Origin of the sequence: Acinetobacter sp. ANC 4805 (assembly GCF_022549495.1) — a bacterium.
Lineage (GTDB): Bacteria > Pseudomonadota > Gammaproteobacteria > Pseudomonadales > Moraxellaceae > Acinetobacter.
Map to the genome: position 1 here is coordinate 48,657 of NZ_JAKZGD010000005.1, position 21,775 is coordinate 70,431.

At 39.7% G+C, this 21,775-nt stretch carries 19 protein-coding genes; 12 read left to right on the forward strand and 7 right to left on the reverse strand.

Annotated features, from left to right (window positions below):
• The first annotated feature begins 156 nt into the window (after nucleotides 1–156).
• The 4 genes from lptF (at nucleotide 157) to MMP60_RS08100 (ending at nucleotide 5,427) form a co-directional block, all read left to right on the forward strand.
• The gene (gene lptF / locus MMP60_RS08085) at nucleotides 157–1,257 is read left to right on the forward strand and encodes an LPS export ABC transporter permease LptF (protein ID WP_241335786.1); all 1,101 of its coding nucleotides are present in this window, start codon (nucleotides 157–159) and stop codon (nucleotides 1,255–1,257) included.
• Complete coding sequence (gene lptG, locus MMP60_RS08090; RefSeq protein ID WP_241335787.1) at nucleotides 1,257–2,327, forward strand: LPS export ABC transporter permease LptG; 1,071 nt, start codon at nucleotides 1,257–1,259, stop codon at nucleotides 2,325–2,327. The genes lptF and lptG overlap by 1 nt, the downstream gene beginning before the upstream one ends.
• Nucleotides 2,328–2,697: 370 nt before the next feature.
• Nucleotides 2,698–4,242 (forward strand): 2,3-bisphosphoglycerate-independent phosphoglycerate mutase, encoded by a 1,545-nt coding sequence (gpmI, locus tag MMP60_RS08095; protein WP_241335788.1) that lies wholly within the window; start codon nucleotides 2,698–2,700, stop codon nucleotides 4,240–4,242.
• A gap of 9 nt (nucleotides 4,243–4,251) precedes the next feature.
• Entirely contained in the window at nucleotides 4,252–5,427 is a 1,176-nt protein-coding gene (locus tag MMP60_RS08100; protein WP_241335789.1) for a S41 family peptidase, read from the forward strand.
• Nucleotides 5,428–5,470: 43 nt separating this feature from the next.
• On the opposite strand, the gene MMP60_RS08105 is transcribed toward MMP60_RS08100, so the two are convergent.
• From MMP60_RS08105 to MMP60_RS08115, 3 genes are read right to left on the reverse strand one after another with little or no spacing between them, the layout of a single operon-like run.
• A complete protein-coding gene (locus tag MMP60_RS08105) occupies nucleotides 5,471–6,895 on the reverse strand; it encodes a sigma-54 dependent transcriptional regulator (protein ID WP_241335790.1) in 1,425 nt (474 codons plus the stop codon).
• A 22-nt stretch (nucleotides 6,896–6,917) separates the two neighbouring features.
• Nucleotides 6,918–8,483: an ATP-binding protein gene (locus MMP60_RS08110; protein WP_241335791.1), complete on the reverse strand. Its 1,566-nt coding sequence runs from the start codon at nucleotides 8,481–8,483 to the stop codon at nucleotides 6,918–6,920.
• Between the two features lie 24 nt (nucleotides 8,484–8,507).
• Nucleotides 8,508–9,143, reverse strand: coding sequence for a response regulator (locus MMP60_RS08115; RefSeq protein ID WP_241335792.1), 636 nt, complete (start codon nucleotides 9,141–9,143; stop codon nucleotides 8,508–8,510).
• Between the two features lie 211 nt (nucleotides 9,144–9,354).
• Here MMP60_RS08115 and pbpG point away from each other — a divergent pair, with 211 nt between their 5' ends.
• Nucleotides 9,355–10,422: a D-alanyl-D-alanine endopeptidase PBP7/8 gene (gene pbpG / locus MMP60_RS08120; RefSeq protein WP_241335793.1), complete on the forward strand. Its 1,068-nt coding sequence runs from the start codon at nucleotides 9,355–9,357 to the stop codon at nucleotides 10,420–10,422.
• 161 nt (nucleotides 10,423–10,583) lie between these two features.
• Nucleotides 10,584–11,354: a hypothetical protein gene (locus tag MMP60_RS08125; protein ID WP_241335794.1), complete on the forward strand. Its 771-nt coding sequence runs from the start codon at nucleotides 10,584–10,586 to the stop codon at nucleotides 11,352–11,354.
• Nucleotides 11,355–11,426: 72 nt separating this feature from the next.
• On the opposite strand, the gene thrC is transcribed toward MMP60_RS08125, so the two are convergent.
• The 4 genes from thrC to xerD form a co-directional block, all read right to left on the reverse strand.
• Entirely contained in the window at nucleotides 11,427–12,566 is a 1,140-nt protein-coding gene (thrC, locus tag MMP60_RS08130; protein ID WP_241335795.1) for a threonine synthase, read from the reverse strand.
• Nucleotides 12,567–12,636: 70 nt separating this feature from the next.
• Nucleotides 12,637–13,938 (reverse strand): homoserine dehydrogenase, encoded by a 1,302-nt coding sequence (locus MMP60_RS08135; RefSeq protein ID WP_241335796.1) that lies wholly within the window; start codon nucleotides 13,936–13,938, stop codon nucleotides 12,637–12,639.
• A gap of 127 nt (nucleotides 13,939–14,065) precedes the next feature.
• Nucleotides 14,066–14,881: a DsbC family protein gene (locus tag MMP60_RS08140; protein WP_241335797.1), complete on the reverse strand. Its 816-nt coding sequence runs from the start codon at nucleotides 14,879–14,881 to the stop codon at nucleotides 14,066–14,068.
• Between the two features lie 119 nt (nucleotides 14,882–15,000).
• The gene (gene xerD / locus MMP60_RS08145) at nucleotides 15,001–15,921 is read right to left on the reverse strand and encodes a site-specific tyrosine recombinase XerD (protein ID WP_241335798.1); all 921 of its coding nucleotides are present in this window, start codon (nucleotides 15,919–15,921) and stop codon (nucleotides 15,001–15,003) included.
• A gap of 148 nt (nucleotides 15,922–16,069) precedes the next feature.
• Between xerD and MMP60_RS08150 the strand changes: the two genes are divergently transcribed.
• The 6 genes from MMP60_RS08150 to ftsW all read left to right on the forward strand — a co-directional run bounded on the left by MMP60_RS08150 (nucleotide 16,070) and on the right by ftsW (nucleotide 21,741).
• The gene (locus MMP60_RS08150; RefSeq protein WP_018679148.1) at nucleotides 16,070–16,330 is read left to right on the forward strand and encodes a FeoA family protein; all 261 of its coding nucleotides are present in this window, start codon (nucleotides 16,070–16,072) and stop codon (nucleotides 16,328–16,330) included.
• A complete protein-coding gene (locus MMP60_RS08155; protein ID WP_241335799.1) occupies nucleotides 16,327–18,180 on the forward strand; it encodes a ferrous iron transporter B in 1,854 nt (617 codons plus the stop codon). Before MMP60_RS08150 ends, MMP60_RS08155 begins: the two co-directional genes overlap by 4 nt.
• A 79-nt stretch (nucleotides 18,181–18,259) precedes the next feature.
• Nucleotides 18,260–18,514 carry a DUF6587 family protein gene (locus MMP60_RS08160; RefSeq protein ID WP_241335800.1) on the forward strand — a complete coding sequence of 85 codons (255 nt, stop codon included), beginning with the start codon at nucleotides 18,260–18,262 and terminating at the stop codon, nucleotides 18,512–18,514.
• Between the two features lie 75 nt (nucleotides 18,515–18,589).
• Nucleotides 18,590–18,877: a hypothetical protein gene (locus MMP60_RS08165; RefSeq protein ID WP_241335801.1), complete on the forward strand. Its 288-nt coding sequence runs from the start codon at nucleotides 18,590–18,592 to the stop codon at nucleotides 18,875–18,877.
• A gap of 301 nt (nucleotides 18,878–19,178) precedes the next feature.
• Nucleotides 19,179–20,537, forward strand: coding sequence for a UDP-N-acetylmuramoyl-L-alanine--D-glutamate ligase (murD, locus tag MMP60_RS08170; protein WP_241335802.1), 1,359 nt, complete (start codon nucleotides 19,179–19,181; stop codon nucleotides 20,535–20,537).
• Between the two features lie 10 nt (nucleotides 20,538–20,547).
• Complete coding sequence (gene ftsW / locus MMP60_RS08175) at nucleotides 20,548–21,741, forward strand: putative lipid II flippase FtsW (protein ID WP_241335803.1); 1,194 nt, start codon at nucleotides 20,548–20,550, stop codon at nucleotides 21,739–21,741.
• Nucleotides 21,742–21,775 lie beyond the last annotated feature (34 nt).

Here is a 21,775-nt window from a genome sequence, read left to right on the forward strand (position 1 = left end):
GTTTGTATAGAACCTAAGCAGCAAAAAAGAAAGATAAGTCCATTAAACACTTTCGGATATGAGGTTGCAATCCGCAACAAGCGATAGGTTTTATATTTTTAACATTCGGGTAAACTAGCACTACCCCTCGATTGGTCTATTTTTGGAAGCATTACTTTGATTATTCGGCGTTATCTCGTCAAACAAGTGGTATCTACCTCTTTGGTTGTGACGGCCTTGCTCACTTTAATTATTATGGGTGGACAGTTAATCAAGATATTTGGGCGAGCTGCACAGGGGCGTTTAGATGCTAATGTGTTGCTGAGTATTATTGCTTATCGTTTGCCAGAGTTTCTGACCTTAATTTTGCCATTAGGCTTCTTTATTGGACTCATGTTGGTTTTCGGTCGTTTATATGTTGACCATGAGATGGCGGTTCTAAATGGCAGTGGTGTCAGTCGTAATCAGTTGGCTAAACTATTGTTACCAATGACCTTCGTGTTCTTGATTGTTCAGGCAATATTGATGTTTTGGGGCGCATCATCGGGGATACGTGCTTACGAAAGTTTAATGCAAACACAGGCGGTACGAGCCGGTTTTGATTTGGTTAGACCTAAAGAGTTTATTTCCTCAGGTCCCTATACCATTTATGCAGGTTCGTTGTCTGAAGACCGTAAGAATTTAAAAGATATTTTTTATTATCAAAAAGCAGATCGTGAAGATAAACCTGATGTAATGATTTTGGCGAAAGAAGCGACACGTGTTGAAATGGCAAATGATACAGCCAATGTCGTTGATCTAGTACAAGGTCGTCGCTACGAAATTTATCCGAATCAGCCACGCTATACCCAAGCAGAATTTCAATCTTATCGTTTACGTCTAGAAAATGATAAAGATGTGAAATTTGAAAGTGATGATGTGGAAGCTTTACCTATCTCTAAGTTATGGCTGAAGCGTGATGATGCTGTGATTCGAAGTGAACTTGGTTGGCGTATCTTTGGTCCTTTTGTAATTATTGTGGCATTGATGCTTGCAGTGGCATTATCGGAGGTCAGTCCTCGTCAAGGTCGATATTATCGCCTTATTCCGTCAATTTTTATTTTTGCGAGTTTGATTGTATTGATGATCGCAATTAAAACGCGAATTAGTAAAGGTGAATTAGATATTTGGGCTTATGCTGTGGCATTGCTGGTTTATGCGATCGCAGCAGCTCTTTTTGCCCGTAAACAAAAACTAGCACCAAAACTTAAGAAAAGTATTCAGCGAGTGGGGTTGTAATGTTAGCACGTCGAATAGTCGCCAAACATGTGACAAAAACCACAGTCCTAGCGATGCTAGGTACAACACTCGTATTGTCCTTTCTACAAGTATTATTCACTTATTTAGGTGAATTAGGTTCACTCAAGCCAACTTATACTGCGTGGCAAGCATTTCTTTATGTAATGTGGGGAGCACCTCGTTATTTATATGAAATTTTACCTGTGGCAGCACTGATAGGTTCGGTCTTAGGCTTAGGCGCACTTGCATCGAATAGTGAACTCATCGTGATGCGCTCAGTAGGCATTAGTTTGTGGCGTATCGTGGGCTGGGTGATGCGTTCAGCATTTTTGCTGATTATTTTGTCTTTCGTTCTCAGTGAATGGGTGATCCCATATACCAATGAAAAAGCACAAAGTATAAAAAACCAACGTAGTGTTGCTGCACTGGGTGAGGTAAAAGGCTATTGGTCGCGTGAAGGTCAACGTTTTATCTATATTGATTATGCGAACTCCCAAGGTCAGCTTCGTAATGTTCAGGCGATTGATTTTGATCAGGACTATCGTTTGAGGTCTTTTGTAACAGCGGAAAAAGGTCAGTTTGTCAAAGATGGTCAATGGATGTTAGGACAAGCCCATCAAGTTGATCTGCTCAAACAAGGTAATGCAATTAAAACAGATCATGAGCAACAGGTGCTAGGTTTGGCTTTACAGCCTAAATATGTACATATGGTGACTTTAGATCCAGATGATTTGTCTCCAAGTCAACTGATCAGTTTTATGCAGTACTTAGCGGAATATAGCCAAGTCCCAAAAACCTATGAATTGGCTTTTTGGCAAAAGGTCACAGCACCATTCGCTTTAATTACTTTGGTTTTGATTGCTTGTTCATTTATTTTCGGCCCACTGCGTCAACAATCGATGGGCTTTAGGCTCGTGATTGCACTTTTTACAGGGCTAGGATTCTTCTATTTACAAGACTTCTTGGGTTATGCAAGTTTAGTCTATGCACCATCACCTGCTTGGTTTGTACTGTTACCCGTTGTGCTGATGTTTATGGTTGGTAGTTACTTATTGTATCGAGCAAGATAAAGGTGAATAGATGCTATTAAAACTGTACAAGATGGATTCGAACTTAGACCAGTCTTGATGATTTAATAGGGTACGAGATATAGCGAGTAGTAAATTTGGTTGGTGACTGAATTTTAGTTACTCGCTATTTTTTATATCGTAAAGGTCAACAAACCTTTTATGAGAAAAATAAGATATTGACTATTATACACAGCAGGTTATTACCACTATGCTGAATCAACGCCTAGATCAAAATACAATTAAGAACTCAATATAAGCATTCATTTTTCGATGGTTTTAATTGGTGAAAGCCATCATTAACGCCATAGAGAATTACCGCAAATTTCGGTAAAATACGCCGATCAAATGATAGACAAATAGAGAATCCATTATGACGGATGCAAATGCTGGCAAAATTCCTCACGTTCTCGTAATTATGGATGGTGTAGGACATCGTGAAGCCGTTGAAGATAATGCTTACTTAGCAGCAAAAACACCAAATCTCACCACGATGAAAGCGAAGCATCCAAATAGTTTGATTTCCGGTTCCGGCGAAGATGTTGGATTACCTGACGGTCAAATGGGCAACTCTGAAGTTGGACATATGAACCTTGGCGCAGGTCGTGTGTTGTATCAAGATTTTACTCGTATTACCAAAGATATTCGTACCGGCGATTTTTTTGAACATGAAGTGTTAATTGATGCCGTAGAAAAAGCCAAAGCAGCGCATGGTGCTGTGCATGTGATGGGTTTGCTTTCAGAAGGCGGTGTTCACTCGCATGAAGATCATATTGTGGCAATGTGTGAATTGGCATTAAAACGTGGTGCAACGGTATATCTACATGCTTTCCTTGATGGTCGTGATACCCCACCGCGTAGCGCAAAACCATCATTAGAAAAATTGGATACTTTATTTGCACAATATCCAAATCAAGGTCGTATTGTGTCAATGATTGGGCGTTATTTTGCAATGGATCGTGATAATCGTTGGGATCGTGTTGAACAAGCCTATCGTTTAATGACAGAAGGTGAGGCGGCACGTGTTGTAAATTCAGCAGTTGAGGGCTTGGAGCAAGCCTATGCTGAGAACGAGAATGATGAGTTTGTTAAAGCAACACGCATTGGTGAAATTGTTAAAGTACAAGATGGTGATAGCATTGTATTTATGAATTTCCGTGCGGATCGCGCTCGTGAGATTACTCGTGCATTTGTTGAGAAAGATTTTACTGGATTTACGCGTAAAGTCGTTCCAAGTTTGTCTAAATTCGTGATGTTAACGCGTTATCAAGCAAGTATTGATGCACCTGTAGCTTATATGCCTCAAGAGTTAAAAAATTCAATTGGTGAATATTTATCTAGTTTAGGCAAAACCCAATTACGTATTGCTGAAACTGAGAAATATGCACATGTGACCTTCTTCTTTAGCGGTGGACGTGAAGATGAGTATGAAGGTGAAAAACGTATTTTAATCCCATCACCGAATGTCGCAACTTATGATTTGAAGCCTGAAATGAGTGCTTATGAAGTCACAGATGAGTTGGTGAATGCAATTAACTCAGGTGAGTTTGATCTATTGGTGGTGAACTTTGCCAATGGCGATATGGTTGGACATACAGGTGTATTTGATGCTGCGGTGAAAGCCGTGGAAACCGTTGATACTTGTTTGGGGCGTGTCTATGAGGCAGTGATGGCAAACAAAGGTCATATGTTAATTACCGCCGATCATGGTAATGTAGAGCAAATGCAAGACTACGACAGTGGGCAAGTTCATACGCAACATACCACTGAATTAGTGCCATTTATCTATGTTGGCCCAACGCAAGCAACCATTGCTGAAGGCGGTGTCTTAGCTGATGTTGCACCAACTTTACTTCATTTGATGCATATTCCTGTACCTTCAGACATGCAAGGCAAGAACTTAATTACTTTAAAATAAGGTGAAAAAATGACCCAACACAACAACATATATCAAGCGATATTTGCAAGTTTGTTGATGTGTTGGGGGAGTCATGCTTTGGCAGCACCGACACCACATTCATCTGGGTGGAATGAAGACACAAGCAGTCGTACTGCCGAAGTGCCACTTGAATCTATTCAACAATTTGTACAAATCTATGGCATTGTTAAAGATAACTATGTCGATAAAAAATCGGATGATGCGCTATTTCAACAAGCGATAAAGGGCTTGGTGAGTGGTTTAGATCGTTATTCTCGTTATTTATCTGCTGAAGAATATCGCCAATTGATTCAATATACGGAAGGTGATCTTGCCTCTGTTGATTTCAATTTAAGTTATGATAATCACGAACGTTTATGGCAGATTCAAGATTTAAAAGCAGGATCTGACTCGAGCAAACTCGGTTTAGTGAATGGGCAAGCTATACTTAAAGTGGATAATCAAGAGCTCAAAAGTTTAAATCAAGACCAAGTGCAAGGACTCCTTTATGGTTCGATTGGCAGTACGGTACAAATACAGCCAGAAAATAATAATAGTACGGTGATTTTGGTTCGAAATAAAAAAGTGGAAACGGATATTGAACCTGTTTTATTACATAATCAGGTACTTGTGCTGAAAATTAGAGTGTTTCAACAAGATACAGCCAATGAGATTAAACGTCTAATTGAAGAGTATAGTTCAACTAGACTAAAAGCGGTGGTTATTGATCTACGCAATAATCCAGGTGGTTTGTTGTCCGCGGCTGTTGAATCGACAGACTTATTCCTAAATCAAGGATTGATTGTAACGACAAAGAGTCGTTCAGAAGGAGATCAACAATTTCAGGCTTTACCCTCGAATGAGTTTCAAAATATTAAGCTTGGAATCTTAATTAATCATCGCTCTGCTTCGGCTGCCGAGGTTTTTACTGCTGCATTAAAAGAGCATAAGCGTGCATGGGTGGTAGGTGAAAATAGTTATGGTAAAGGCGTGGTACAGAAATTATTCCCATTGCCGAGTGGTGCTGCACTGCAAATGACGGTGTCACATTACTACACGCCGAATGGTAATATGATTGAAGGGCAAGGAATTCAACCGAATCAGAGTTATCCATTGCTTCCTGAAATGAAAGAAGATAGCTACTTAGAGCATGTCACTGATCTAGTTTTAAAAAGTAAAATTTAGTCAAAAATAAAGCCCCTTATTTCAGGGGCTTTATTGTTAACGCTTATTCATCATCTTCGGTATCTAAACCAAACTTCTTCAAACGATAGCGTAAAGAACGGAAAGTCATTCCTAATTTTTTAGCCGCTAAAGTTCGATTCCAATGGGTTAAATTTAGTGCATTGAGAAGAATTTCTTTTTCAATATTTTCTAAATAGAGCTCCAGTCCTTCAGGTGGTAGCTTTTTAGAACCCATAGGGCTAGTGCTTACCGCATGATCATTTTCATCTTGTGTTGAAAATGAGACTGTTGGCGTTGCAATAGGGCTACGTAGAGGAGCTGTTTGAAGATGGGCTAGATCAATGGTTTCATCATCACTGAGCGTAATTGCACGTTCAATAATGTTGCGAAGTTCACGAACATTACCTGGGAAATATTGCTGCAATAAGAACTGTTCTGCGCGAGAAGAGAGGGTTTTAACCGATACTTCCCATTCTTGGCTGATCTTTTGAATAAAGTGGCTTGCAAGTAGTAAAATATCTTGTCCACGTTCGCGTAATGGTGGAAGCACAATATCCATGACATGAATACGGAAAAATAAATCTTGTCTGAAGCGACCTTGTTGTACTAGTAATTCGAGATCTTGGTGGCTAGCACTAATCACTCGGAAATCGACATCAATTTCTTGATCTGAGCCTACAGGACGGATTTTCTTTTCTTGCACCGCACGCAGCAGCTTAACCTGCATATTTAATGGCAACTCAGCGATTTCATCTAAGAATAAACTGCCACCATGTGAGGAAAGAATTAAACCTTGTTTATCTTGCGTTGCACCCGTAAAGCTACCTTTTTTATGACCAAAAAGTTCACTTTCCATCAATTCAGCTGGAATAGCACCACAGTTGATTGCAATAAATGGTCCTTCGCTACGGTTACTTAAACGATGAACTAAATTTGCAACAACCTCTTTCCCTGTTCCAGATTCACCTGTAATAAATACAGGTGCTTGCGATCGAGCAATTTTCTTTAACGCAATTCGTAATTGCTGAATTGGTGTGGAGCGGCCGATCAGTAGTTTATTTTCTAAAGCTGTTTCAGCAGCCTCTTGTTCTGGTCGTGGTCGATTCAATGCCTTTTGAATCAATTGATCTAAATGAGTCTGATTCACAGGTTTGCTAACAAAATCGAAAGCACCTGCTTTTAAAGCAGCGATTGCGATATCCATATTGCCATACGCTGTTAGTACAGCAATTGGTGTATTTGGATAGTTGTGTGTGACGTGTTTAACTAAGTCTAGACCATTGCCATCTGGGAGATTTAAATCTGTTAAACAAGCATCGTATTGAAACTCGGTAAAGAATTTTTTTGCTTGCTCTACACGATAGGCAAGATGAGTTTTAATACCCATTCGAGCGAGCGTCATTTGCATTAAAAGACATAAGTCTTCTTCATCGTCTACGAGTAAGACGAGTGGTTGTTTAATTGCCATTTCCCCGAAAAACCTAATCTAATCAATGAATTTTTGAGCATTCAATCCTGAAACATGCTCCTTGTTGTCGCTCTACATAGGTGAGCTTTGCATGATTTGCCTCACAAAAAGTATGAGACAGATACAATCCTAAACCAGTTCCTTTAATTTCGGTACTAAAAAATGGTTTGAATAACTGAGAAATATCTCGTTTTGCGACCCCTGTACCAAAATCAATCACATCAATACAAGTCCGACCATCTTTTAGATCGACATTAATCTCAATATATTCTGCATCAGCTGCATTATGTCGTAGTGCATTTCGAATTAAGTTAATCAGCACTTGTCGTAATTGTTTTTCATCGAAAAGGATATGAATACGATCTGAAAGATTAAGCTTAATTTTTTGTTTGGCATCAGCCAAGTCTTCATTTAGTAGACTGTCAAAAAAACCTGATAGTTGTATGACTTGGGGGTCTGTAGGTTTGTTGCGCGTCATTCCCAAGGTATCTTGGACAATATTATCAATGCGCCTTGCTTGTTTACTAATCATGCGTGACAGCATTTCTTGTTGATGCGGATCACTTTCTTTGAATAGTTCATTGGCTTGTACAATTGCTGCCAAAGGATTGCGAATCTCATGCGCAATACTGGCAGAGAGTTGTCCTAATGCAGCAAGTTTAAGCTGTTGAACATGTTGAGTGAGTTTTTGCGCATCTTTTAAGATCAGTAAAATTAATGACTGTTCAGGGACGATTAGGTGTTTAACACGAACATTGATCGTATAAGGACTTTGTTGGGACTCAAAGCTGAATTCTTCTCCATCCTCTAAATCACTAAATTTAATCAGTTCAAATAAATCAGGTTGCCACTTGAGCAGAGGGGTTTTTTCTGGAGAAACAGGGATTTGAATGCCTAATAATGTGTTGGCTGCTGGGTTACTCAACACAATATGGTTGCTATGATCTAATACCAAATAGCCATCTTCAATCTGTTCCAAAATATAGCGGTTAATATTTTGTAGTTGATGAATTTCAATTGATTGATGAAAGGTTAATGTTTCTAAAATCTTAAATCTTTGAACGGCAATACGACCAATTGCATGAACCACAAAAAATAAAAAGGCAAGAAATGCGCTATTACTAAGGTTGTTGAGATTATTATGATCAAAGAAATTACCAAGAAAGCGTTGGTAAACCACCATGATGACGGCAAAAAGTGTCACGATGAGAGATAGGTGGGCATTTAATAGAATTGCAGATGAGAAAATAATAATCACATACAGCAAACTGAGTTGTAAGTTGGGTCCTCCCGCAGAGAAGGTAATGATACTCAAGCAGGCAATATCCACAATAAAGACGAAAATGAGTTGTTTCGTAACATGTAATGGAATGAGCTTGAGTATGAAGAGTTGAAAAATGTTGATGCAGATATAGCAGACTAACGTATAGAAATATAAAAAAGGGTAATCGTAGTTGGTGGAAAGCTGCTCCGCAGTGAGTAAGTAAATAAGAATTAGACTGATTGAAATAATCAGTCGATATCCACTATACCAAATTCCGAGCCGATAAACGGTTTGGGAGACTGAAGAAGCAATTTTTCCCAACATAAGCGATCACTAATATTAATATTGTTAAGGTTTAATGAGCCCATAACGAATGGCGAGATGGGTCAATTTTACATCACTATCAATCGCTAGTTTTTCAAAAATTCTATAGCGATAGGTATTTACAGTTTTAACACTTACAAATAATTTGTCAGCAATTTCTTGAGCACTGATACAATTTACGACCATCATTGCAACTTGCATTTCACGTTCTGAGAGTGCATCAAAAGGTGATTGCTGCGTATCGGAAAGATATGAGCTTGCAAGTTGTTCTGCAATATCGGCACTGAAATATTTACCACCTTGCATTACTTTATTAATTGCACGTACCATCTCTAAAATCGGTGCACCTTTGGTAATATAACCTTTTGCCCCAGCTTTTAATAAAAGAGATGGGTAGGGTTCTTCTGCAAGACCACTGACAGCAATCACTTTGGTTTCTGGTGCACTTTGTAATAGGCGACGAGTTGTTTCTACGCCACCAATCCCAGGCATGTTGACATCGAGTAATACAACCTGAGGATGTCTCTGGCGAACCAAAGCAATCGCTTCTTCTCCAGATTCGGCCTGTCCAATGACCTCTACATCTGGATGGTCTTCCAACATACGACAAATACCTGTACGTACGAGTTCATGATCATCAACAACAAGAACAGTGATCAAGAAGACCTCCTTTTTTTTCAAAAAACTGGTTTTTTGTTACATAAAGCAAAATGAGCTTGCAATGAAACGACAAAATTAGCAATCCTATTCTTCATCTTTAGAGCATAGTTGTACACAATTGTGTCTATAAAAGCTTTACCCGATTTGTTTAAATGTAAGGCATAATGGTAGTAAGCGCAAATGTGCAGCGTGTTGAGTTGAGTATTGTGTCGTGAAAAATTCTAAAAAATCTGTCATGCATGCATTAAGCATGTCTATTTTGTTGGCTTTCAGTTCAACAAGCTTTGCTGAATTGGTTGTAAATAGCAATTCGGCTTCTTCGAATGCGAATAATTCCTCAGCTTCGTTAAATTGGTCCGCAAATGATGCGAGCCAATTGATGGAAGATGATGATTCCTTAGAGATTAGTCCACAAGGCTCAACTTCAGTCACAACGACTTTGCGTAGTGGCGGCTCAGCAAACATAAGTTCTTCTGTAGCACCGCAGAAAAGTATCCAAATTCGAGACACGTCGCATTATAGTAGTCAGCCATCTGTAAATGCACGTGCTGCTTTAGTGATGGATGCACAAACAGGCGAAGTGCTGTTCAGTAAGAACAGTAATATGTCGGTACCGATTGCATCGATTACGAAATTGATGACAGCAGTAGTGACGGCGGATGCACGTTTAAATATGTCGCAAGAAATTACGCTTGAATCAGTAGATTTTGCGGGTGCAGGTGGGAAAAATTCAAGCTCGACTTTACGTGTTGGCGATTCAATGAATCGTGCAGAGGCTTTGCTATTTGCTTTGATGAAATCAGAAAATCCTGCGGCTGCGGCTTTAGCGCGTACTTATCCTGGTGGTCGTCCCGCATTTATTGCAGCAATGAACGCAAAAGCAAAACAATTAGGTATGACCTCGACACGTTATGCGGAATCAACAGGTTTAGATCCTCATAATGTTTCTTCTGCACGTGATTTGGGTATTCTAGTCACTGCAGCTTCTCAGTATGGTTTAATTCGTCAATTTTCAACCACGCCCACCTATGACTTTAATTTAGGTTATCGTGTGCTTAAGTCAAATAATACCAATGCTTTAGTGCGTAATGGTGGTTGGAATATTAACTTATCTAAAACAGGCTATATCAATGAAGCAGGTCGTTGTGTGGTGATGCATACAACCGTTAATTCACGTCCAGCAGTTGTTGTTCTATTGGGAGCTTCAACTTCTCAGGCACGTACCAATGATGCAACCAACTTATTGACTTGGCTCAGCACTTTACCGAAAAGAATTTAATTGCTTACGAACGTCAAGCTCCTCATTTGAGGAGCTTTTTTATATAATAAGACGACATTTCATGACGTGAGAAATCCGTTATTACTTCTATTTTGAGCATTTTTTGTTAAATTATGATTCTAAATATTTAAAAATTACACACTGAAATTGGGGGAATTAAAATGACAAACTATGTTATTCGTGAAAAAAGCTTTGGTTATAACGACGAGGTTTTTTATGTAATAGGACATCGTATGAGCAATGTATTTGATAATAAAAAGCAAGCTGAAGCGGTCTATAAACAACTTGAAATTAAAGCTGCACGTAACTTTTTTTTATATGAAGTTGAATCATTATTTGATGCAGATGAGGCATTATTAAAAAAATTGGATGATTTTGTCTTTTCACGTTGTGGTGAACATATTTATCAGGAGGGAGGTATCTCTCGAGAAACGTTGCCTGAAGGCTTAAATGATGAAGATACTTTTGAGTTTATTCAGCTTGCTAACATGCAAAGTTATCAATTAATTCATTTTGATCAAGACATTAAATTCTATGGTTTATGGTCAGTGAAAAAACAAGCATGGGTGGAAGAGCATGATGAGTTTTTTGCAGGTTTAGCGTATGCAGATCAACCTGAACAATTAAAAACGAATGTCAGAACTATTTTTGCAGATTACGATTATGATGATATTGAATTGAAAGGTTCATTTGAAGATTTATCGGAACAACCTGTATTATTACAAGCCTTAATAAAAAATAATAAAGCATTAAAATATAATAATAAAAGTCAAACGTTAACCATTCTACAGGGTTGGGAGGAAGAGGGTTTATATGCGGTTAATTCTTTATTAAAGCAGCCTTTATTTGAAATCAAAGTAATCGGCTTAGACGAAATTCAAAAAATTGAAAAAGATCTATCGGCACAATATAGTTACGATGATTACGAGTAACATTTATTTTTATAATTGTGAATAAAAAAACCAGTTGCTTGCAACTGGTTTTTTTATTGTAAAAATTTATGCTTACATATTCGAAAGAATTGAATCTTTCACTTGAGCCATTGTTGCATCAATTGACAGCATCACGGCATCAGCGCATTGCTTGATTGCAGTATCTGGGTCTTTTAAGCCATTACCTGTTACTGTGCATACGATTACAGAACCTTCAGCAATTTTACCCGCTTTAATATCGCGAATTGCACCGCCAATAGACGCTGCTGAAGCAGGTTCTACGAACACACCTTCATACATTGAAAGTAAGCGTTGAGCTTCTAAGATTTCAGCATCCGCAAGTTCATCAAACCAACCTTTAGAATCACGTACGACTGCTTTTGCATGGTTCCAACTTTGTGGATTACCAATACGAATCGCTGTTGCAACCGTTTCAGGGTTTTCGACTGGTGCACCACGTAAGAAAGGTGCAGCGCCATCAGCTTGATAACCGACCATGATTGGCAAGCCTTCTGGTTTAGGACCAGTGAATTGATCTGTTGCAGCATCATAAATCACTTGTTCAAACTGATCAGCAGGTTGGTTTGCAACAGCTTCTGTATAACCCATCCAGTGAGCCGTAATATTTCCTGCATTACCGACTGGCAAGCAATGATAGTCAGGCGCACGACCTAAAGCTTCTACAATTTCATAAGCGATGGTCTTTTGACCTTGCAAACGGTAAGGGTTGATTGAGTTTACAATCGTCACAGGTGCTTGATCTGCAACTTCTTTTACTAAACGCATACCATCATCGAAGTTACCACGAATTTGCATGGTAATCGCACCATACATCATCGCTTGCGCCATTTTACCCATTGCAATTTTGCCTTCTGGGATCAATACAAACGCTTTGATACCTGCACGTGCTGCATATGCTGCTGCTGCTGCTGATGTGTTTCCTGTAGACGCACAAATGATCGCTTTTGAACCTTCTTCAACAGCTTTGGTTACAGCCATCGTCATACCACGGTCTTTAAATGAACCTGTTGGGTTAAGACCTTCGTACTTCACATAGATTTCAACATTTTTGCCAATAATACGTGGAATGTTCTCTAGCTTAATCAGTGGAGTATTACCTTCACCTAAAGAAATTGCGCGTGTAGTTGCAGACACAGGTAAACGGTCACGATAACGATCTACAAGACCAGTATAACGATTGGCATTCGACATGATGGTGTTCCAATATGAGGTATAACTCCCCCTTTGTAAAAGGGGGATTTAGGGGGATTCAAAAACCTGATTAACTATCGAGCGATTCTAAACGAATTCTTACGATTTCGCCACGAATTGCAGGTAATGCTTGAATTTGAGCAAGTGCTTCATCCATTTTAGATTCAACAATTGGGTCTGTTAAAATCACGATAGGAATCAAATCTTTTAAGCGAGATTGCTGCATGATGGCATCAATACTGATACCCGCACGGCTGAGAATCGTGGTGACATCTGCTAATACGCCTGTTTGGTCTTCAGCATTGAGGCGGATGTAGTATCCAGTTGTCATTTCTTCGCGGCTGAGGATTGGCATATTGGTCAATGCTTCAAATGCCAATTGTGGAATCGTTCCTGCACCATCTTCGGTATAAGAAATATCACGTACGATATCAATCACATCAGCAACAACCGCAGAAGCTGTTGGACCAGCACCAGCACCAGCACCATAATATAAAGTTGGGCCTACAGCATGTGCTTGTACCAATACCGCATTTTTAACACCATTCACATTGGCAATCAGTTGTTCTGCTGGAATTAGTGTTGGATGGACACGTAGTTCAATACCATTGCTTGCACGGCGTGCAATACCTAAATGTTTGATACGGAAGCCTAATTCTTCAGCATATTTCACATCTTGTGCAGTAATTTTACTGATGCCTTCCGTATAGACCTTGTCAAACTGTAATGGAATACCAAAAGCACAAGACGCTAAAATCGTCAGCTTATGTGCAGCGTCAATCCCTTCTACATCAAAAGTTGGATCTGCTTCAGCATAACCGAGCTCTTGAGCTTCTTTAAGTACGTCATCAAATGCACGACCTTTTTCACGCATTTCAGTCAGAATGAAGTTGCCTGTACCATTGATGATGCCTGCAAGCCATTGAATATGGTTCGCAGCCAGACCTTCACGGATTACTTTAATAATTGGAATACCACCAGCAACAGCTGCTTCATACGCAATTTGGACGGCATTATCTTCTGCTGCTTTGAAAAGCTCATTACCATGTTCAGCAAGTAAAGCTTTATTCGCGGTGACAACTTGCTTGCCATGCTTAATTGCTTCCATGATGATTTCATAGGCAGGATGAATACCGCCCATCACTTCGACTACGACATCAACATCAGGTTGACGTACGATCTCCATGAAATCATCACTTTGTTGAATGCCTTCGAGTTGTAAATCTGGACGTGGACGGCGTGTGCCTACGTGTGTAATTTGAATTTCGCGACCGGTACGGCGTTTAATTTCAGCAGCATTTTCTTGTAGTAATTTAAGGGCTCCACCACCAACAGTACCAAGACCGAGTATCGCCAGACGAACTGGTTTCACGTCACACTCCATTTTATTCAATCATTTTAATGAAGCTTGATCATAGCTAAAAAAGTGCGCAGACACTAGGGCTAAGATCATCTTTAATCTGTCGCCCGAGTCGTTCTGATAGAGTGTGGAGAATGATTTATTTTTCTAAACGTTTAACGATTTCATCAGGGGTCATATAACCCCCTAAATAGACGCCTTCAACATTATAAATTGCAGGTGTGCCATTCACACCCATATTTAAACCTAATTGATATTGGTCACGGACAGGATTTTTACATTCAGCCGATGCGACAGGTAGACCTTGTGCAGCTTGATCAAATGCAGCTTTACGATCTTCACTACACCAAATCGCTTGCATGGTTGGCATAAATTGTTCGCCACGAGGCCATGCGATATAACGGACTTCAATGCCTTTTGCATTAATTTCAGCAAGATGCTCATGCAGTTTATGGCAATAAGGACAGCTTGAATCGGTGAAGACGTAAATCACATGCTTGGCTTTACCACCTTGTGCTGGATAAACGATGAGGTCTTCAGTTTTGAGGGTAGCTAAACGCTTTTTATTTTCACCCGCTTGTAAGCTTTCACCCACATTATGTAATTGCTTTTCCCCAAGACGAATAACATCGCCCTGAATAATGTATTGACCATCACTGGTTGCATAAACTGAGCCCATTCCTTCTAGGCTCACCCAAAATAAATTAGGTACTTCAGTTTTTTTAATTGTAAGAATTTTGGTATTGATATTGGCTGTTTTAAAGTGCTTTTCTAAGGCGCTCACCAAACGTTGTTGTGTATCGTGATCATTTGAAGTTGATGCTTCACCTGTTGCAGAGGTACTTGTTGTAGGTGCATCTTGTTTTTGTGCTGAATTTTGTTTTGAGCAAGCACTGATGAATAATGTTGAGGCTAATGCACAAGCAACCACCAACTGAGACCGAGTAAACAACATAAACAACCTTTTCATATGTATTTATAAGCTTGCCCAAGCATACCAAAAAATTAAATTGACTTCGTTAAATCTTGCTGATGCTCTGTGAACGAAATGAAGCTGATAGATAAAAGGTGGTTTTATCCCCTTGGATGGTATTTGCTATGTAATTCTTGCATCCGATGTTGGGCAACATGGGTGTAAATTTGAGTGGTTGATAAATCACTATGTCCAAGTAACATTTGCACAACACGTAAATCCGCGCCATGATTGAGTAGATGGGTTGCAAAAGCGTGGCGTAAGGTATGGGGCGATAACTCTGCAAGAATATTGGCTTGTAATGCATAGCGTTTGATCGCATACCAAAAATTCTGTCGACTCATAATGCCGCCATGTTGTGTTAAAAATAAATAATCGGTACTACTTTTATAGAGTTGTGGACGTGATTCAGTTAAATATTTTTCAATCCAGTCGCAAGCATGTTGTCCAAGAGGGACAAGCCGTTCTTTATTGCCTTTACCTGTAATCCGTAAAAAACCTTGTTTTAGATTAATCAGTTCTAAACGTAAATTCAGTAATTCTGATACACGTAAGCCACAGGCATATAATACTTCGAACATGGCACGATCGCGTAGACCTAGTGCAGTATTGATGTCAGGTGCATTGATCAAAGCCTCGACATCTTGTTCCGATAAGTCTTTAGGTAAGGCTCGTCCAATTTTAGGAGAACGGTGGGTTGCAACAGGATTATCTTCCCTGAGTTTCTGTTCTCTCAGAAACTTATAAAATTGGCGTAAAGCCGATAAACAACGAGCAATTGAACGAGGGCTTTTACCTGACTTGGTGAGCGCAATCAAGACATCAGCAATATCATCACTCGACCAAAGTGGCAGTGATGATATTTTATGTAGGTCGCTACATTGAATTAAGTCAGACAAATAGGCGTTACGTGTGTGTGGACTCACGGTTTGCGCCACTAAATAATCACGGAAACCGTGTAAAAAACTGAGATGTTCTGGAATTGTGACCGCAGTTGGAATACGAGGTTTTTTATTTAACATAATCAGAAAAGTCCTTCATTCAACTGCACTGTAAAAGAAAAATGAATTGTTGTCGATCTGTCACAGAAGCGAATGCCACTGAGATTGCTTTTGGTAATTATTCTCATTTGCTTGTATACTAGCGTAAAAGAGTAAAGGGTTAGAAGCGGTGCGATTGTCAGCATTAAAAGTCAAGCAAACGGCGATGATTACTAAAGTGAATCGCTTAGTAGATGATGCCGAACAGCCAGATCTTGTGGCTATTCGTTTAGAGAGTTTAGGCTTTGTGCCTGGTACACAAGTACAGGTGATTACCAAAGGTATTTTTGGTGGCGACCCGATTCTAATCCAGATTGGTTTTACTCGTTTTGCATTGCGTAAAGCTGAGGCCGATAAAATTGAAATTCAACGTGAAGGAGCACCTGCATGAGTGATGCGTTACGTGTTGCCCTTGTGGGAAATCCAAACTGTGGTAAGACCTCTTTATTTAATCATCTGACAGGAACACGTCAGAAAGTTGCCAATTATGCAGGCGTTACGGTTGAGCGTAAGGTTGGGCATTTTCAACTCCCTTCTGGAAAAGCTGTACGTGTGCTGGATTTGCCAGGCACTTATAGTTTGCAGGCAACGAGTCCTGACGAAGAAATTACCCGTGATGTATGCCAAGGTAAGATTGCTGAGGAAGGGCAGCAAGATGCATTTTTATGTGTTGTTGATGCCACCAATTTAAAGCTTCATCTTGGCTTAGTCTTGGAAATCATTGAGCTAGGTCGTCCAATCCTTGTTGTATTGAATATGATGGACGAGGCGCGTCGTCGTGGTATTCAGATCAATACTCAAAAATTATCAGAGCGATTAGGTGTTCCCGTTGTTGAAACGGTTGCAGTACGTAATTCGGGTATTGAAAATCTACTACATGCCTTGGATCAAGAAAAATATGCAGTACCGCACACTGAGCTGAGTGGATTAACAGGTGAGCATCATCAGAAAATCCAAGTTATTTTTAAAGATGTCGTTAACTTTGTTGATCAGGAAGATAAGCGTACTGACTTTCTCGACAAAATATTTTTGCATCCTGTTTTAGGTTTACTGAGCCTTGCGCTGATGATGTTTATTGTGTTCCAAGCCGTATTTGCTTGGGCTGCACCATTTATGGATGGGATAGAAAGCTTTTTTGGATGGTTAGGTACGACACTTGGTGCCCATATTTCACAACCTTTACTTCATAGTTTAGTTGTTGACGGGATTATTGCGGGTGCAGGTGGCGTTGTTGTGTTCTTGCCCCAAATTTTGATTCTGTTCTTCTTTATTTTAGTGTTGGAAGAGTCTGGATATTTACCACGTGCAGCTTTCTTGCTCGACAAATTAATGTTTAAAGCAGGCTTAAGTGGTCGTGCGTTTATTCCCTTACTTTCAAGCTTTGCGTGTGCAGTGCCAGGCATTATGGCAACACGTAGTATTAGTGATCCGCGTGATCGTTTTACCACGATTATGGTTGCACCATTAATGACTTGTTCAGCACGATTACCCGTCTATGCTTTATTGATTGCTGCTTTCATTCCAAGTCAAATGGTATGGGGGATTTTTAATCTACAAGGCTTGGTACTCTTTGGTTTATATATGTCAGGGATCGTGAGTGCATTATGTGTTTCGATTGTGATGAAATTTCTACAAAAAGATAAATCACAACATGCGCTATTACTTGAGTTACCAAGTTATCGTATTCCAGATTTAAAGAGCGTTGGGATTGGCTTGCTTGATCGTGCCAAAATCTTTTTAAAACGTGTGGGTGGGATTATTTTTGCCCTTTCGATTTTACTTTGGTTTTTATGTACGTTCCCACAAGCGCCAGAGGGTGCGACACAACCTGCAATTGATTATAGTTTTGCGGGGATGTTAGGTCACTTGATACAACCAATTTTTGCCCCAATTGGTTTCAACTGGCAGATTTGTATTGCATTGATTCCAGCAATGGCAGCACGTGAAGTAGTCGTTGCAGCATTAGGTACAGTCTATGCTTTATCTGGCGCTGATGATGATGCAGTAGCACAAGGCTTATCACATCTAATCAGTATGGATGGTACGGGTTGGTCGCTAGCAACGGGTTTATCTTTGTTGGTTTGGTTTATTTATGCGCCACATTGTTTGGCAACCTTAGCAACGGTACGCCGTGAGACGGGTTCATGGAAACATGTGGCAGTGATGACGACTTATTTATTTGGTTTAGCGTATTTAATGTCTTTCTTTACTTACCAGATTGCATCACGTATTTGGGGTTAAGCAAGCAATCTCACCGTGAGTTGCCATAACGGCAGCTCATCCCTTTAAAAAAAGGGAGCTAATGATTGGAGAGTGGTTTATGTTTGAGTACTTGATTATCGCTGTATTGGTGCTGTGGAGCGCTCTTGTTGTCTTTAAAAAAGTGTTCCCTAAAACCGCAAGTTCGAGCTTTCTTGCCTTATCGAATCTCTGTCAGCGTTTGGGTTGGCACCGTTTGGCAACATGGTTAAAGCCTAAAATCGTGGTGGGTTGTGGCGGAGGTTGCGGCTGTGCTGTCGATGATAACAATGAACCCAAGAAACAGGAAACCATTCAAGCGGTCAAATGGCGTTAAAAGATAATGATTGTTCATATTCTAGGGTATGAACAATTTTTTAATGACCTAAGAATTAAAATAAAGAGTCATTGAATGAATCAACTAGAAAATATAGAAACAAAAGTATTAAGCCTTAAACATAAGTTAATTTTGTTTGGTTTCATCGTGTTGCTGAATATTTTTGCTATTCTGAATTGGTCGGAAACTCATCATTTAAAAGCAATTTTATCTTGCCTAGGTTCTAATCTCTGTTTTATGTATTTATGGTTAAGACCTGAGATTATTCATTTTCAGCTACGAAATGCCACAGCCAAGAAAATTGATGAGGTAATGTATGTTGCGGTCATCTTATGGGTATTTTCTTATTTTATTCCTGATTAATTGGGAATGGTGAGTATTTTAGTCACAGCCCTACAGAGAACCATTGTTGTTGTCACTGCGTTATCTTTCTTCATTCAGAATGACTAAATCTCGTGAAACGTATTTTTATCTAAAAATTTTGCGCTATACGGTTCATATTGCAAACATCTGTTGAATGTGAACAATTCCCTATACACGATATAGATTCACTTTTACGCACTGACACAAAAAAGCCTGAATAAAACGAAAACTGAAAAAGCATTTAAAACAGTAAAGTGCTAACATTTTTGCCATTCTGTAATCTGCAAAAAATGGGGCAAAAATGTTAATACAACGTGGTGGATTAAAAGTTGTGGCTGGTTTGGGAATTTCGGGTGTTTCAGCAGTCAACTTCCTACATGAACAAGGCTACCAAGTTGCAGTGACCGATTCTCGTGAAACGCCGCCGGGGCATGATCAAATCCCTACAGGTGTGCGTACCAGTTTTGGGAAATTAGATACAGAACTTTTATTACAAGCAGAAGAAATTATTCTTAGCCCAGGACTTGCACCTCAGCTTGCTGAAATTCAACAGGTGATAGAAAAAGGTATTCCAGTTGTTGGTGATATTCAACTGCTACGCCGTGCTACAGAAGTACCCATTGTCGCGATTACAGGCTCAAATGCAAAAAGCACCGTAACCACTCTAATTGGGTTGATGGCGCAGGATGCAGGTAAAAAAGTGGCGGTTGGAGGCAATCTTGGACGTCCAGCATTGGATTTACTCAAAGATCAGCCAGAGTTGATTGTTTTAGAGTTATCGAGCTTTCAGTTAGAAACAACCTCACATTTAAATGCAGAGGTGGCTGTTTTGTTGAATATGAGTGAAGATCATTTAGATCGTCACGGTGATATGTTTGGCTATCACAAAGCCAAACATCGAATTTTCCAAGGTGTAAAAAAGGTTGTTTATAATCGTGATGATAATTTGAGTCGTCCGCTTGTACCTGATGTTACACCAATGCAAAGTTTTGGTCTGAATGCGCCTGATTTAAATCAATATGGTGTGCTTCGTGATGCAGATGGCACGATGTGGTTAGCGCGTGGCAGAGAGCGTTTGATTCAAACCTCTGAAATGTACATTCAAGGCATGCATAACGTTGCCAATGCGCTTGCATGTTTGGCACTAGGTGAGGCGATTGGTTTAGCAACGGCATCTATGTTAGAAACACTTAAACACTTTAAAGGTTTGGAACATCGTTGCGAATACGTCAAAACAGTTGCTGGGGTACGTTATTACAATGATTCTAAAGGAACCAATGTCGGTGCGACTCTTGCTGCAATTGATGGTCTAGGTGCTGCAATTGAGGTGAAAAAAGGCAAACTGGCATTGATTTTGGGTGGGCAAGGCAAAGGGCAAGACTTCAAAGCTTTACGTGGTGCAATTCAAAAATATGTTAAATCAGTGATTTTAATTGGCGAAGATGCTGCTGTAATTGAACAAGCAATTCAAGGTACAACCTTGATTCAACATGCAGCAAGTTTAAAAGAAGCCGTTGCACTCGCTCAGAATGGCACACAAGCTGAAGATGTGGTTTTATTATCACCTGCCTGTGCGAGCTTTGATATGTTTAAAAGCTATAATGATCGCGGACAGCAATTTGTGGCATGTGTACATGCCCTGAATGAAAATAAAAATTAGGAACAGATTTATGGCTGATTTAGCCCAAAATACGGTACAAAAGATTTCGCAATTATTGAGTCGGTTGCCCAAGCTTCCCGCGGAAATGACAGCACGTAATATTCTCATTTTTTGCGTCATTTCTTTGCTGTGTTTCGGTTCGGTCATGGTGGCATCCGCATCGATGCCATATGCCGAATATATTCATGAGAACCCATTTTATTTCGTGGTTCGTCATGGGATCTCAATTTTGGTTGCGTCAGTGGTCGCAATCTTAACCTACCGAATTTCTTTGAATTTATGGTTCAAGAATGCTTTTCCTTTATGGCTAGTAACGATGGTCTTGTTGTTGGCTGTACTGGTTGTTGGCTCAGAAGTGAATGGTGCTCACCGTTGGATTAAGGTTGGTGGTTTTACATTGCAGCCAACAGAGATTGCTAAAATTGTGATGGCAATTTTTACCGCAGATTATGTGGTTCGCCGTGCTAAAGAAGTTCGAACGCATTGGAAAGGTTTATTGCGTTTGAGTGGAGTAATGGCATTAACGGTTGGGTTTATTGTTGCAGAACCAGACTTAGGGGCAACAGTTGTAATTGTACTCATGATGGTTGGTGTGTTTTTCTTAGCAGGCGCACCCGCAACACAATTCCTAATTATGTTAGGAGCAATCCTTGCAGGGATTACAGCGCTTATTTTATTTGAGCCTTTCCGTTTCCAGCGATTAATTTCTTTTACAAACCCTTGGGCAGATCCATTAGGAGTCGGTTATCAGTTATCAAATGCTTTGATGGCATTTGGACGGGGGGAGTGGACTGGAACAGGCTTAGGTCATAGTGTACAAAAACTTTCCTATCTTCCTGAAGCACATACGGACTTTATGTTGGCTGTCCTTGGTGAGGAGTTTGGTTTTGTTGGTGTGACCTTAGTGATGGTTTTATCTTTTACTATGCTGGCATGCTGTATTCGAATAGGACATCGTGCTTTGCAACATAATTACTTGCGTGCAGGTTATTTGGCATACGGTATCAGTATTATTTTTCTCATGCAGATTTTGGTAAATGCGGGGATGAATATGGGCTTGATGCCAACCAAAGGTTTGACTTTGCCATTTATTAGTTATGGAGGTACATCTTTAATGATGTGTGCTGCAATGATTAGTCTAATCTTGAAAATTGATGCATCAACGCAAGAACTAAATCCAGTTAAAGAAGAATCAAATTTCTAATCGTATCGAAAATAAAAAGCTCTACTTTAAGTAG

Excerpts from the sequence above, each read along its gene's own strand:
- MMP60_RS08105 (WP_241335790.1), bottom strand. The coding sequence starts at position 6,895 with ATGGCAATTAAACAACCACTCGTCTTACTCGTAGACGATGAAGAAGAC.
- MMP60_RS08110 (WP_241335791.1), bottom strand. The coding sequence starts at position 8,483 with ATGTTGGGAAAAATTGCTTCTTCAGTCTCCCAAACCGTTTATCGGCTC.
- MMP60_RS08160 (WP_241335800.1), top strand. The coding sequence starts at position 18,260 with ATGTTTGAGTACTTGATTATCGCTGTATTGGTGCTGTGGAGCGCTCTT.
- xerD (WP_241335798.1), bottom strand. The coding sequence starts at position 15,921 with ATGTTAAATAAAAAACCTCGTATTCCAACTGCGGTCACAATTCCAGAA.
- MMP60_RS08155 (WP_241335799.1), top strand. The coding sequence starts at position 16,327 with ATGAGTGATGCGTTACGTGTTGCCCTTGTGGGAAATCCAAACTGTGGT.
- gpmI (WP_241335788.1), top strand. The coding sequence starts at position 2,698 with ATGACGGATGCAAATGCTGGCAAAATTCCTCACGTTCTCGTAATTATG.
- lptG (WP_241335787.1), top strand. The coding sequence starts at position 1,257 with ATGTTAGCACGTCGAATAGTCGCCAAACATGTGACAAAAACCACAGTC.
- MMP60_RS08140 (WP_241335797.1), bottom strand. The coding sequence starts at position 14,881 with ATGTTGTTTACTCGGTCTCAGTTGGTGGTTGCTTGTGCATTAGCCTCA.
- MMP60_RS08125 (WP_241335794.1), top strand. The coding sequence starts at position 10,584 with ATGACAAACTATGTTATTCGTGAAAAAAGCTTTGGTTATAACGACGAG.
- MMP60_RS08100 (WP_241335789.1), top strand. The coding sequence starts at position 4,252 with ATGACCCAACACAACAACATATATCAAGCGATATTTGCAAGTTTGTTG.
- murD (WP_241335802.1), top strand. The coding sequence starts at position 19,179 with ATGTTAATACAACGTGGTGGATTAAAAGTTGTGGCTGGTTTGGGAATT.
- ftsW (WP_241335803.1), top strand. The coding sequence starts at position 20,548 with ATGGCTGATTTAGCCCAAAATACGGTACAAAAGATTTCGCAATTATTG.
- thrC (WP_241335795.1), bottom strand. The coding sequence starts at position 12,566 with ATGTCGAATGCCAATCGTTATACTGGTCTTGTAGATCGTTATCGTGAC.
- MMP60_RS08165 (WP_241335801.1), top strand. The coding sequence starts at position 18,590 with ATGAATCAACTAGAAAATATAGAAACAAAAGTATTAAGCCTTAAACAT.